Below are 13,213 nucleotides of genomic sequence, written 5' to 3' on the forward strand. Positions count from 1 at the left end.
TGGACACATAAATTGACTCATCAGGTGGCAAGCTAAAGGAGACATTAGGTGAGGCACCTAGGAATTCTACTTGACAAAAATCAGCTTTACCTGGAAACAGTACTGGGTTTTTGAATCTCTTGATCATATTGGTAAAGATCTCCTGCCCCGAATTGATAAATACCTGTCCCCCTGTTTCCCGCAAATATTGAAATAGCTCAGTCTTGGTTTTTAACACCCCTTCTATTCCTCCCATGCCCTCCAAATGTGCCCTGCCTATATTGGTGATCAATCCATGGCTTGGCAAAGCTATCCGACACAATTCATCAATATCTCCCTGCTTGCTGGCCCCCATTTCTATTATGGCAATCTCAGTTTCCGGCTTCAAGCCTAATAACGTCAATGGCACCCCTATATGGTTGTTGAGATTACCTTGAGTGGCCTGAACCCTGTACTTAGGTGACAAAGCCCTCATCAATAATTCCTTGGTGGTGGTCTTGCCATTGGAACCTGTAAGCCCTATGACAGGTAGGGACAATTGTTTCCTGTGGTGCCTGGCCAATTGCTGTAAAGCCACCAAAACATCTTCTACTAAAAAATAGCCTTCGTTCTCCACTACTTCCGGATCATCAACAACTACAGCTTTGGCACCTGATGCCAAGGCCTTTTTCGCATACTGGTTACCATCAAAAGAGGGGCCTTTTAAGGCAAAAAACAAGTCTCCATCTGCAATGGTCCGCGTATCCGTAGATACACGTTCTGAAGTAAGAAAAAGGGAGTATAATTGCGCTATTTTGTCCATAGTGGTTTTATGGTTTTCTTTGATCAAACTTATGACAAGTAATCTAAATGCTGAAATTAGTGACAAAAGTAATGCATCTGTTTTCAATTATGGCCGTTAAAGATGAAAAATACCTTTCTAAATGAATCGCAAAAATTTAATTTTACCAATACAGGAGATTTGAAGCCAATTCATTATTTTCACTTATGTTGACAAAAACAGTTCGCTTACTTATTCTACTTACCTTCTTTTCAAATAGTGTAAAGGCCCAATACAACTTTGCTTTCGAAACAAATTTGGAGGTGTTGGACGAAAATGGTGAGGTCCTACCCATGGCTTTTACAGGAGGTATAAATGCTGCACAACTCCAGCAATTTGACAGCAACAACAATGGTGAAGAGGAACTGGTAATTTGGGACATCAATTCAGGGAACATAAAGGTTTTTGAAAAAAATGGTACTGCCTACCGCTATCTCCCGGGGGGAAGTTATTTGTTTCCGGAAGATGTCAATGCATTTCTGCTCCTGGTAGATTTTGATGGGGATGGTAAAAAAGATTTGTTTACCGGCTCCCCATTTGGCATCAAAGCCTACAAAAACATTAGCCCTGAGAACAGTACCTTACCTGTATGGGAAGTAGCCCAAAACTTTTTGCGCCTGGAAAATGGATCTAACCTCACGGCCAATATTCTGGATATTCCGCTTATTGAAGACATAGATCAGGATGGGGATTTGGACGTACTTACTTTTAATTTTGCCTCAGGGGATTTTTTAGAATATTACCAGAATACCAGTGTGGAACGCAAGGGTAGCCCTGACATTGACCAGTTCGAGGCTTCCCAAAACCATTGGGGGAACTTTGAATTTTGTGATTGTGGAGACATTAGTTTTGGTATCACATGCGGTGGAAGTCCCATCAGCAACGCCCGGCTGGATGCAGAAAAATTAAAAACCCTTCATTCCGGTGGACACTCCTTACTATACAAAGATCTTAATCAGGATGGAATCAAAGACCTACTTATGGGAAGAGATGAATGCAACAGCCTGTATTTCTTGGCCAATGAAGGGACAGATATCGCTCCGGTTTTCACTTCTATCAGTACAAGCATCCCCCAATTTGGTCAATTGCCTCAATTCCCTAATTTCCATGCAGGATTTGTTTTGGAAGACGACTTGATTGTTTCTTCCCATTCTTCTGCCACTTCTTACAATTATAATATAGACTTTGCGAAAGCACTTTACCGTATCCCAACAGGACCTAATACCAGCACTGAACTGTTTTTAAAACCGGATATGCTGGACTTTGGAGAAAATTCCCGACCCTTTTATATTGGAAATAAATCCAATGGTGAACTCTTCATCGCAGCCAATACCAAGGTAGGAGACGATGTACAAGGAAGAATATTCGCTTATGAAATAACAGCAAATAAAGCCCTACTCACATCCAGTGATTATCTCAATATAAGTGAGCTCGAATTGACAGAACCCAATTACCAAAGGTACACTTCCAAAGACAATCAATCTTTCCATATCATTGCAGGGGACATCTATGAAGAAAATATTCCTTATAAAAAAATTTACGTGGCGCCTGTTGCCAGCCCTGAAGCACGCAATGAATTGGTATTTCCATCACTTGTTTTGAGAGGTTTGGATCAGGTTCACCTTTTTCACGACCAAACGAACGACTACCTACTTTTGGCCAGACAAACCGGTGAGTTACTGCTCTATTCTTTAGACATTGACAATGGATTTGAGCTGAAGTTATTGGAAAATGATTTTTTGGGGTTTATTGACAATCCTGTAGCAAGAAATCTATCCGTTGCCGTAAAATCAGGTGCTTCCCCTTTATTAATGGCCATCAACCAACAGGGTATCTTGTATGCCATTGAGGATTTTCTTCAGGAAAGCGAGAGCGTTCAAGTAGCTATCCATTTGTATGACCAAATATTTGATACCACACGGTTTGGCAAAAACACCTCCCTTACATTTGTCCCGGAATTATTGGGAGAAGGTTTTGATTTGATCCTTGGAAATAGGGCCGGTGGTTTGGAATACCTGAGCCAATTGGATGATGGGGGTTCCGAACCCGGAGCTACCACGGAAATAGTACTGTTCCCCAACCCCACACATGGACAGGAATTCAAAATTGTGATCAATCGAGCTGCTAAGCTGAACATCTACAGTACATCCGGCGCCCTTATTTTGGACGGCATAGACTTGGTAAAAAATCAGGAAAACTTATTCAATGGCCATCACCTACCTTCAGGCTTGTACTTGCTAGAATTCATAAATGATGCCAATGAGAGGCATTACAAAAAGCTGATTGTTAGTCCTTAAATCGTACCCGTAAAAATCCCTCCTTACTTTTTCCGGGACATGCTCTGCTCTCTTATCAAGGGGGAGTTTCAGAATCGGGATTTTATGCTGAATTGATAGGATTCAATCGGGCTGACAAAATTTAGCCCAAAGAAACGAACCCGGAAATCTTAATAATAACGAACTCCCCCTTTTTTTTAAAGGGGGATCAAGGGGGATTTATCACGAAATCTGAAAACTATTCCGAAACCGAGTCAATCAATAGAAAATCCATCCGCATCTTTCCAAGCAGGGAACTTGGTCCTGTAATCCAAAAGTGCTTTCCCATCCAAGGTTACCAAGGAAATCTTAGCAGTTTCCCCACATTGAATCAATTCATCACCCTTGTATCCATAGGCAGCAGAATGGCCACAATAACTTACCCCATTGCCATCTTCACCAACACGATTCACCCCAACACAGTAACATAGGTTTTCAACGGCCCTTGCCCGGAGCAATGCATCCCATGCAGTGACTCTGGATGCCGGCCAAGAAGCAATATAAAAAATCAAATCATAGTCCATCTCTCCCTCTGAAGTAGAAGCATTTCGAGACCAGAGTGGAAATCTCAAATCATAACAGATTTGAGGGCGTATTTTCCAACCCTTGCAGGTGAAGGTTTTATTTTCCATTCCCATGGAAAAATAATTGTCTTCTCCGGCCATGCGAAAGAGGTGGCGTTTGTCATAATGAAGCAGCTCACCTTCCGGAGTAGCCCAAAGCAAGCGATTGTAATGCTTTCCATCTGCTTTGATGATCACACTGCCGGTAATGATGGATTTCAACTGTCCGGCCATTTGAAGCAACCATTTTGAAGCATGCAGGTTCATGGGTTCCGACTGATCCTCTGAATTCATGGTAAAGCCTGTGGTAAACATTTCCGGCAAGACAATGATATCTGCCTTTTCTTTCATTGCCCACAGCTTTTCCTCAAACATGGCAAGATTAGCGGCACTATTTTCCCAATAGATATCTGTTTGAACTAATGCTAAAGTAAGATTTTGCATGATAAGAATTTAAGGGTAAGCAATCAATGAGCAAGGATCAGGGGTACATCATACGGTAGTCTGTAGGGACCTTTCCTTTGCTTATATCCACCAATTTACCCTTTACCATTCTCCTTTTGAGCCCTTTTAGGTAATCAACAAAAAGTATACCTTCCAGGTGGTCGTATTCATGTTGAATCACTCTTGCTGTCATGCCAGAAAACTCTTCCTCTTGTAGGTTCCAGTTTTCGTCAAAATATTCAATGGTTAATTTTTCAGGTCTTGTGATCTCTGCTCTCACCTCAGGAATGCTCAAACAACCCTCCTCAAAAACATACTTGTCTCCATACTCATCAAGAATAATAGGGTTGATAAAAGCTTTCCTTATGCCTTTCTCTTCATCTTCCTCATCAAGCATAAGGTTACTATCCAAGACAAAGAGGCGAATTCCTTTGTTGATTTGGGGGGCAGCAAGTCCCACGCCATTCGCTTTGCCCATAGTTTCAAACATGTCATGAATTAACCCGCTCACATCGTCGCCTTCACGAATTTCTTCTGCTTCTTTCTTAAGTACCGGATGACCGAAAGCTACTATAGGGTATATCATTTTCTATCTAAATGGGTTTGTAAAATTATAGCGGCACTAATTTTATCCAAATTGCCTGCTTTTTCTTTTCTATCTTTTTTCTTGCTCCCCATATTGATCATGGATTGCATGGCCATCTTGGAAGTGAAGCGCTCATCTACCAATTCAACATTTATCTCCGGGAAGGTTTTCTTTAGTTTTTTCTCCAACGAAATGACTGGCCGAGTCATATTGGTGTCAGTTCCATCCAGGGATTTAGGCCATCCCAAAACAATTGTTGATACCTCCTCGATTTTTGTATAGCGCTTCAAGTAATCTAACAATTGATGTGTGGGTATAGTTTCTAATGGGCTCGCTACAATCACCAATGGATCGGTAACGGCTAAGCCTGTACGCTTAGTTCCTAGGTCAATGGCCAAAACTCTACCCATCAATTGTTCTTTATTTGCAAACGAAGTCTTCTCAAAACTTCCCGCTCAAGTTCTACAGCCTTAGGAAAGAGCAGGTCATTTTCAATTTTTGCGTGAATCATTAATTCCTTCTCCAGCTTTTGAAGTTCAATGAAAAGCACCCGCATAGAAACGCTTGCTGTACCTGAGATCTCATAATCATTGGTGAGTTTTCGAATGCCTTCCATTTCATCATCATGGGCATCATGTTCATCTGCCATTTTCTGAATAGAGGGGAGTTCAAACACTTTTATGGCTTCAATTAAGGGGATGGCACCACTTTCTATCTCATGCAAGTAAGTGATTCTCTCAAATAAAGTGTCTTCCTCTTCATGAATATGGTGAATAAAATCATCAACAAATAATGGAAACATCAGCCGAAGGTCTGTAATCAAGCATTTTTGTTGCTCTTCCATTGCTATGCCCTCCACCATACTGGTAAGAAAAGGCAAGGCTTGCCTGATAAAATGCCTGTGCTTCTTTTTAAGATAGCCTACCAAAACCCCAATAGGATGTAAAAAAAGCTCATCCTTGGTTGGCTCCACCCTACCGGCCCACTCTTCCAATTCTGCGATTACCTGAAAAGGGTTTACTTTGTACTTGGCACAGACTTCTTCCAAGGAGTGCTGCTCATGCTGAAAAAAACTTATGCCGAAATAGTGAAGCACTTCTGCTAAAACATGGTTTTCTGTAACCAATTCTGCAATGGATTTTCTATGTTTGTTTTTGGAAGAGTGCATTGTCACAAAATTAAAAGAAATAAATGTAAAAAAAGTAAGTTATAGCACCGATTTTAAAAATATTACGTTTATCTAAACGAAACGCCTTCAATACATGTTTAATTGTAATATTGGCAAAAAACAATTAAATTAAACGATGCTTTTCTTTGCATTAAAATATAAATAGGAATAACGTGAGCATAAAGAAGAATACAAAATCACAAATACGATTACCCATTTTTTTGGCTTTGGGTATTTCAGCAGGGATTTGGATAGGAGCTACCTTTGCGGCCCCCTCTTCAGACAGGAATGATTTAAAGTCTGCCATTTATAAACTGCAGGAGATCATTACTTATATCAATAGGGATTATGTGGACAGTGTAGACACCAATGAGTTGGTAGAGTTTGGAATAGAGCAAATGCTGGGAAAACTTGACCCTCACTCCAGTTATATCCCCGCCGAAGATGCTGCCTTGGCTAAATCTCAGTTAGAAGGAGAATTTGATGGGATAGGAATTGAGTTTGGTATTTTGAGAGACACCATCTATGTGGTATCCCCGCTTACAGGTGGCCCTTCAGAAAAAATAGGCCTGCAACCGGGTGACCAAATTATCAAAGTAGACGGTGAAACGGTAGCCGGTACCGGCGTTACAAATAGAGATGTATTTGATCTATTGCGTGGACCTAAAGGCAGCCAGGTGGAAATTGCCATCAAAAGAAAGCATGAATCAGACCTTCTTGATTTTAATATCACTCGAGATAAGATTCCGCAATACAGTGTGAATGCTTCATATATGATAGATGGCCAAACAGGCTATATAAAAATCACAAGGTTTGCAGCCAATACCCATGAGGAATTCCGGAATGCATTGCAAGAATTGAAGGGAGAGGGTATGGAACGCTTGATCATCGATCTTCAGGGTAATCCCGGAGGCTATATGGGTGCCGCCATTAATATTGCTGATGAAATGTTGAAAGACAAAGCGGTTATCGTATCCCAAAAAGGAAAGTTAGACAGGTACAGCCAGGAAGCATTTGCTGTACGACCCGGCGCATTTGAAGAGGGTTCTGTTATCGTATTGGTCAATGAAGGAAGTGCTTCAGCATCTGAAATTGTGGCAGGAGCCATTCAAGACAACGACAGAGGGCTGATTGTAGGTAGAAGGTCCTTCGGTAAAGGACTTGTTCAGATGCCTATTGATTTATCTGACGGTGCTGAGTTGCGCCTTACCATTGCGAGGTACTACACCCCTTCTGGCAGATCCATCCAAAAACCTTACGGAGAGAATGATGAAGATTATGCCATGGATTATTTCAATCGTTTGGAACATGGAGAATTTTACAGTGCAGACAGCATTGATTTTAATGACAGTTTAAAATACGAAACGCTTAAAGGAAGAACTGTTTATGGTGGAGGAGGTATCATGCCGGATTATTTTGTTCCGATGGATACTAGCATGTCAAGCTCTTATGTCAACAGGTTGTTTAGATCTGAATCGTGGAGGGAATATATCCTGGATTATTTGGACACCAATAAGAAGAAATTCGATAATATGCCATTTGAGGAGTACAACGAGAACTTTGAAATCTCTGATGCCATGCTCAACGATCTGGTGAAAATGGGAGAAAAATACAAAGTTGAGTTCAATGAAAAGGATTTTAATAAATCGAAGCATTATTTGCAGGTACTCCTAAAAGCCCATATGGCAAGGAATATTTACGATGATGATGCCTTTTACAAAGTTGTAAATGAAGTCAATGAAATCTATCAGCAAGCCATCAAGCTGCTGGAAAATGCAGAAACTTTGGCTTTCTTTAAAGAATAAGCTATATCTCATTAATAAGCCGGAGGAATGAAACCTCCGGCTTTTTTTATATATTTTTGTCACTAAAAGGGTTGTTTAGCCTTTTAAATCTTCCATCTTTAACTCAAATCATCCATTTTCCATGAGTGAATTTGCCCAATTAAAAGTCAATCACGTTGCGATCTATGCCAAAGACCTCAAAGAAACCAATCAATTTTACGAGGAAGTAATCGGATTACCTAAAATTGAAGATCCTTTTAAAGACCATCTACATACCTGGTTTGGCATGGGGTACGGCCTATCCATCCACGTAATCGAACGTGAGGTTCCCTGGGAAGAGCAAAACATAGACAGAACCAACCACCTTTGCTTTTGTGTAAAAAACATGGATGCGTTCATAAATAAACTAAAAGATAAAAACGTTCCTTTCGGAAATTCAGAAGGCCTCAATGGAAAAGTAAACCTGCGCCCTGATGGTATCCGCCAAATCTTTTTTCAAGACCCTAACGGTTACTGGTTAGAAATCAATGATGATTTTGAATAGATAAAGTTTTAATAACAAGGATATGATAAATAAAAAGGAGGAACTAAAATGCCCCTCCTTTTTATTCCTTATTTATAAATTTCACTTGGCCATTTATCATTGCCTATATTGATATCCGGAAGAATTTTTTCAGGATCAATCTCAACTCCTACAAGCTGCTTATCAGATTTGTGTTGGTAATTCCAGCTGTCTCCTCTTTGCCAAATCTCTACAGGCAACATGATAAGCTCTTTACTTCCATCTGCATAAGTAAGCCCAAGCTTAACTGGCATTGGCACCCCTCCTTTATTGCTTAAGATAACCACTTGATCATTGCCATAAGGCACCACATTTTCAATGGCCAAATCAATATTATCTGTACCATAAAACCAGGATTTCCAGAACCATGAGAGGTTTTCTCCTCCCACATTTTCCACAATATTAAAAAAATCATTGGGTGTAGGGTGTTTGTAGGCCCAGGCCTCGATATAAGCCTTAAAGGCATTGTCAAATCGTTCTTCACCCAATATATACTCCCTCAATAATAACAAACCGATGGCAGGTTTCATGTAGGCAATCATGCCCAAATTAGAGGTATTGGCTACATCAGGATAAGTATCAATTCCTTCTCTGTCCTCACTGTTAAACCAGTTGAGGTACTTTCTAGTTTGTTGCATAGTGGATCCATATTCCCCATCATTGAATGCTTCAGAACTGTAATGGTTAATGAAAGAATTGAAGCCTTCATCCATCCACGCATAACGTCTTTCATTGGAGCCAACAATCATAGGAAACCAATTGTGTCCAAACTCATGATCAGTAACACCCCATAGCGAGCCTTCTTTGCTTTTATAGCTACAGAAATTTAGCCCCGGGTATTCCATTCCGTTAATATCAGCAGCCACATTAACTGCAGAAGGATAAGGATATGGAAACCATTTATTGGAATAATGCTCAATAGACGCTTTGCTGTATTCTGTAGACCTGCTCCAGGCATCTTGCCCATCACTTTCTTTAGGATAGGCAGATTGTGCAAGCGCGCTTTTTCCTTCCGGTAAGTTAATTTTAGCGGCATCCCAAATAAATGCACTTGAAGAAGCAAAAGCTACATCTCTGGCATTTTCTATTTTAAAATGCCAAGTCAAGGCTCCCTCTTGCTTGGGCCTGGTTAATTCCGGCTTGTTCACTTCCTCCGGCTTTACCAGATAAACTGTTTCCTCACTATTCTCCGCTTTTTCCAGTCGATCCAGTAGGGTGTTATTCAATACTTCTTTAGGATTTTGTAAGGCGCCGGAACCTACTACAATATGGTCATAAGGCACCGTAACTTGGTAGTCAAAGTCTCCATAGTCCAAGTAAAACTCACCTGCTCCAAGATAAGGTTCTATGTTCCAACCCTCCACATCGTCAAATACAGCAACTTTGGGATACCATTGAGCCAGCGCATAAATGGTACCATCTTCCACAGCCAATCTACCCATTCTATCCATTCCTTTTACAGGAATTTTAAACTCAAAATTCATGGAAATGGTGGCTTGTCCGCCTTTTGCCGGAATGGGCTCATCAAAAAAGACCTGCATACGGGTATCTGTAATGATGTGTTTGGAAGAAGCCGTACTTCCTCGCTTGTTTAATTTGGCTTCAACATTATTGATGGCAAAGCCTCCATCAACATCTCCTGAATACCTGTTCCCTTGGATGGGGGTAGTCAGTGTCCCTCTGGAATCTGCTTTAAACCTGTTTTGCTCCAAATGCAACCAAACAAAAGGCAGACTTTCAGGGCTATTGTTGGTATAGGTAATGTCCACCTTACCTGCTATAACATGTTCTTGCTCATCCAGTGTTACTGAAATTTTATAATCTGCTTTATTTTGCCAGTAGTCCGGCCCCGGCTTTCCTGAAGCAGCCCTGTAAGCTGAACCTTGCCTATAAGTAAATTCGTTGAAATCATTTTGGTTATTTTCAGTCACCTGGGCAGAGACCCAATTGGCAGAAAACAATAAGGCTACAATCAGCCATTTGCTTAGATGATTATATTTCATAGTTCTTTTTTTTGCTAAATTAAAAGAATCGCCTCATATAAGAGAGGTTCAATCAAATAAATCCTTTCTTCAATTGAATGCTTTTGGCCATATATTGCTCTCTCGCCCTCAAATTGGTAAAAGTTTATTTTGTTAATTAGAAGTACTATTCATCTATTTTTTACCTGACCTGCTTAAACTCCTACAATCTTCGGATTTGTATTTGTAAATTTTTGAGGGGTAATTTGAGGCGCAAATAACAATCCTATGAAATATCACCTAATAATTGCTTTTATATTCATTGCCACTTCGGTATCAATTGCCCAGAATGATAGCACCATTCATGAGCTCAACGAGGTAATCATAAAGGAGAATCGCATGGAAATTCCGTTTTCCAAAAGTTCTAGAAACATAAGCATTATCCATAGAAAGGATATTGAAACCGCCCCTGCACGCAGTCTGCAGGAAATATTATCCTTCACACCGGGGTTGGATGTGAGACAAAGAGGCGTAAGTGGCGTACAGGCAGACATTGGCATTCGCGGTGGTTCTTTTGAGCAAACCCTAATGTTGGTCAATGGAATCAAACTTTCAGATCCACAAACCGGCCACCATATGGTCAATATTCCGGTACCACTAGCTAGTGTACAGAGAATTGATGTCCTCAAAGGGCCTGCTTCCCGAATCTACGGGCAAAATGCTTATGCAGGAGCTATCAATATAATTACAGAGCTTCCGGAAAGTTTTAACCTACAGGCCGGATTATACGGTGGTGACTTTGGGATGAGAGGTGGTTCTTTGCAGGTTTCCTTACCAATCGGAAAATTCAAACAGAGCCTGGCCATATCCCATGATGCCAGCGATGGTCATTGGCACAATAGTGATTATTCTATCCATACCATTTTCTATGAAGCTGGTATTGATTTGAATGATTTTCAGGAGCTAAAAACCATACTTTCCTACGCCAACAGAGATTTTGGTGCCAATGGTTTTTACACAAGTTCATTCCCTGATCAGTATGAAAGTGTACAAACAGGCTTGGCAGCCATCAGCCATATCCTAGAAAAAGGCAACACTTACCTGCAGTCAAGGGCCTATTGGAGAAGCAATAAAGATGAGTTTCTATTGAAAAGAAATGACCCCTCTTTTTTCCAAAACCAGCATACTACAAATGTTTACGCAATTGAAATCAATGGACGCCATGAAACCAATTTTGGTACTTTAGGCTATGGTGTGGAAGGCCGACAAGAAAAAATTGACAGCAATAATTTAGGACTGAGGGAAAGGACCATCATGGGAGCCTTTTTGGAACACCGAACCAACTTCTCCCAGCATGGGGACATCAGAGCCGGCCTTTATTCCAACTATTACTCAGAGTATGGATGGAAGCATTTTCCCGGTGCTGAATTGGGCTATCAGCTTAATCCTTGGCTCAGAACTTATGCCAATTTTGGCGTAAGCTTTAGAATCCCAACCTATACCGACTTGTATTACGTAGGGCCAACCAATATTGGCAACGACATGTTGGAACCTGAAAAAGCCGTCAATTATGAAGCAGGTTTTAAATTATCAAAAAATGGGTTCAGGGCTGAGCTGGTCTACTTCAACAGGCATACAGACAACCTGATAGAATGGACCAGAGAAGATCCCGAAGAACCTTGGAAGCCGCAAAATTTTAATGAAGTAACATTCCAAGGCTTAGAGACAGGGTTTCAGTACAGATTTGAAAGCACCCAACATAATTTCCAATTGCGAGAGGTAAGTTTAAGTTATAATTACATTGATGCCAACCTCATAGAGAAAGAGGGTATGGAAACAAGGTACTCTTTAACAGCGCTTAAACATCAGCTAATTTCCGGCCTTCAACTGGCCTTCAAAGAAAATATTGAATTGACTGCCAAAATGCGGTACATCGAAAGGATGAGCTTGGACCCTTATTTTCTACTAGACGCCAGATTGGATTTTAACCGCCTAAAGAAATTCAGCTTTTTTGCCGAAGTTTCCAACATTAGCAATACCGATTATATTGAAGCAGGAAAAGTACAAATGCCCGGAAGATGGGCAAGGGGAGGTATGAATTTCAGGCTAAAATAAAATGGCTATAATTAAAAATAAGTTTAACCCGGACGATAAAATAACCTGAGTTCGATTTAAATACTTGTTGGTAAAAATTGGTCATCCTGTCCCAAAAAGGGATCGCAGTGACGGCGTAGCCGATTTTTAAGAATTTAAATCGAACCGGGGTTAATAGATTACCTATTTCGGATTTAAAATAAAGGATGGGTCAACCTGCCAAAAAGCGCCAAACGCTGGCCTGAAATATTTCCGGGTCCACAGTCTTTGAGGGAGCGAAGCATTGCCGGATCCTTATAATAATCATAAGCCATATACAAGGCATTGATTCGATTTGGGGTAAAACAGTGGGTACCTTTGGGATTATCTATTACAAAGTGATAGGCTTGGAGAAGGGAGCCGGAACCATCTTTTTCAATATTGTCATAAATAGAATGGTCACCCAATCTTCTTAAAAATTCGGCATGTGCTGTGAGATGCTCGATATAAGTCATGGTATAATGGGTACCACTGCCATCAGTAGGCAGGTAATCACCATCTATGGGATCATCCCCTCTTCGGATTTCCTCAGGGATCGCACCATTGGGTAAAATCCCCCAAATATTCACTTTGGCATCTAACTTCCAATCATCAGTCGTTTTCTGTCGCCCTATCTGCATGGCATTGTGTGCGGCAAAGGCCTCTTTGGGACTTAAGCTTAAAGCTTTGGGACTAATTTCTTCAAGCTTCCAGTCAGGATGATCCATCAGATAATAAGCAATGAGTGCAGCTGAAAAAGAGCCTGCCACTCCCCAGTTGTTTTTCCTATAACGACTTGCCCATGCTACTTTGCTGTACATGACATCCCTTAACCAAATCTGGTAAGTTAGCTTATCCTTCGATGTCCATTGGCCCCAGCCTTCGAGCAGGTCTGCCGCATAAATATAAGGTGTCCCAC

11 protein-coding genes are annotated in these 13,213 nt (G+C 40.8%); 4 read left to right on the forward strand and 7 right to left on the reverse strand.

Going from position 1 to position 13,213, the window contains the following annotated elements; translation table 11 throughout:
• A partial coding sequence (locus tag AAC037_RS07400) for a Mur ligase family protein (RefSeq protein ID WP_339902378.1) occupies positions 1–781 on the reverse strand: 781 nt, incomplete at its 3' end.
• Between the two features lie 185 nt (positions 782–966).
• Between AAC037_RS07400 and AAC037_RS07405 the strand changes: the two genes are divergently transcribed.
• Complete coding sequence (locus AAC037_RS07405) at positions 967–3,096, forward strand: T9SS type A sorting domain-containing protein (protein WP_339902379.1); 2,130 nt, start codon at positions 967–969, stop codon at positions 3,094–3,096.
• Between the two features lie 233 nt (positions 3,097–3,329).
• Here the strand turns inward: AAC037_RS07405 and AAC037_RS07410 are convergent, their stop codons facing one another.
• Genes AAC037_RS07410 through AAC037_RS07425 form a run of 4 tightly spaced genes read right to left on the reverse strand, consistent with a single transcriptional unit; the run spans position 3,330 to position 5,875 of the window.
• A complete protein-coding gene (locus AAC037_RS07410; protein ID WP_339902380.1) occupies positions 3,330–4,121 on the reverse strand; it encodes an amidohydrolase in 792 nt (263 codons plus the stop codon).
• 37 nt (positions 4,122–4,158) lie between these two features.
• Entirely contained in the window at positions 4,159–4,707 is a 549-nt protein-coding gene (gene def, locus AAC037_RS07415) for a peptide deformylase (RefSeq protein ID WP_339902381.1), read from the reverse strand.
• A complete protein-coding gene (gene ruvX, locus AAC037_RS07420; protein ID WP_339902382.1) occupies positions 4,704–5,117 on the reverse strand; it encodes a Holliday junction resolvase RuvX in 414 nt (137 codons plus the stop codon). The genes def and ruvX overlap by 4 nt, the downstream gene beginning before the upstream one ends.
• Entirely contained in the window at positions 5,117–5,875 is a 759-nt protein-coding gene (locus AAC037_RS07425; protein WP_339902383.1) for a hemerythrin domain-containing protein, read from the reverse strand. Before AAC037_RS07425 ends, ruvX begins: the two co-directional genes overlap by 1 nt.
• 173 nt (positions 5,876–6,048) lie before the next feature.
• On the opposite strand from AAC037_RS07425, the gene AAC037_RS07430 reads away from it, so the two are divergent.
• Together AAC037_RS07430 and AAC037_RS07435 are read left to right on the forward strand one after the other, a co-directional pair.
• On the forward strand, positions 6,049–7,680 hold the full coding sequence (locus AAC037_RS07430; protein WP_339902384.1) for a S41 family peptidase: 1,632 nt from the start codon (positions 6,049–6,051) through the stop codon (positions 7,678–7,680).
• Positions 7,681–7,801: 121 nt separating this feature from the next.
• Complete coding sequence (locus AAC037_RS07435; protein ID WP_339902385.1) at positions 7,802–8,203, forward strand: VOC family protein; 402 nt, start codon at positions 7,802–7,804, stop codon at positions 8,201–8,203.
• A gap of 68 nt (positions 8,204–8,271) precedes the next feature.
• Here AAC037_RS07435 and AAC037_RS07440 read toward each other — a convergent pair whose 3' ends face one another.
• Positions 8,272–10,224, reverse strand: a complete 1,953-nt coding sequence (locus AAC037_RS07440; protein ID WP_339902386.1) for a M1 family metallopeptidase — start codon at positions 10,222–10,224, stop codon at positions 8,272–8,274.
• Positions 10,225–10,470: 246 nt separating this feature from the next.
• Between AAC037_RS07440 and AAC037_RS07445 the strand changes: the two genes are divergently transcribed.
• Positions 10,471–12,297 (forward strand): TonB-dependent receptor, encoded by a 1,827-nt coding sequence (locus AAC037_RS07445; RefSeq protein ID WP_339902387.1) that lies wholly within the window; start codon positions 10,471–10,473, stop codon positions 12,295–12,297.
• 173 nt (positions 12,298–12,470) lie between these two features.
• On the opposite strand, the gene AAC037_RS07450 is transcribed toward AAC037_RS07445, so the two are convergent.
• Positions 12,471–13,213 (reverse strand): hypothetical protein (locus AAC037_RS07450; RefSeq protein WP_339902388.1); only part of this gene is annotated, 743 nt, incomplete at its 5' end.

Source organism: uncultured Cyclobacterium sp., assembly GCF_963976465.1.
Lineage (GTDB): Bacteria > Bacteroidota > Bacteroidia > Cytophagales > Cyclobacteriaceae > Cyclobacterium.

Excerpts from the sequence above, each read along its gene's own strand:
- AAC037_RS07435 (WP_339902385.1), top strand. The coding sequence starts at position 7,802 with ATGAGTGAATTTGCCCAATTAAAAGTCAATCACGTTGCGATCTATGCC.
- AAC037_RS07425 (WP_339902383.1), bottom strand. The coding sequence starts at position 5,875 with ATGCACTCTTCCAAAAACAAACATAGAAAATCCATTGCAGAATTGGTT.
- AAC037_RS07440 (WP_339902386.1), bottom strand. The coding sequence starts at position 10,224 with ATGAAATATAATCATCTAAGCAAATGGCTGATTGTAGCCTTATTGTTT.
- AAC037_RS07405 (WP_339902379.1), top strand. The coding sequence starts at position 967 with ATGTTGACAAAAACAGTTCGCTTACTTATTCTACTTACCTTCTTTTCA.
- AAC037_RS07445 (WP_339902387.1), top strand. The coding sequence starts at position 10,471 with ATGAAATATCACCTAATAATTGCTTTTATATTCATTGCCACTTCGGTA.
- def (WP_339902381.1), bottom strand. The coding sequence starts at position 4,707 with ATGATATACCCTATAGTAGCTTTCGGTCATCCGGTACTTAAGAAAGAA.
- AAC037_RS07410 (WP_339902380.1), bottom strand. The coding sequence starts at position 4,121 with ATGCAAAATCTTACTTTAGCATTAGTTCAAACAGATATCTATTGGGAA.
- ruvX (WP_339902382.1), bottom strand. The coding sequence starts at position 5,117 with ATGGGTAGAGTTTTGGCCATTGACCTAGGAACTAAGCGTACAGGCTTA.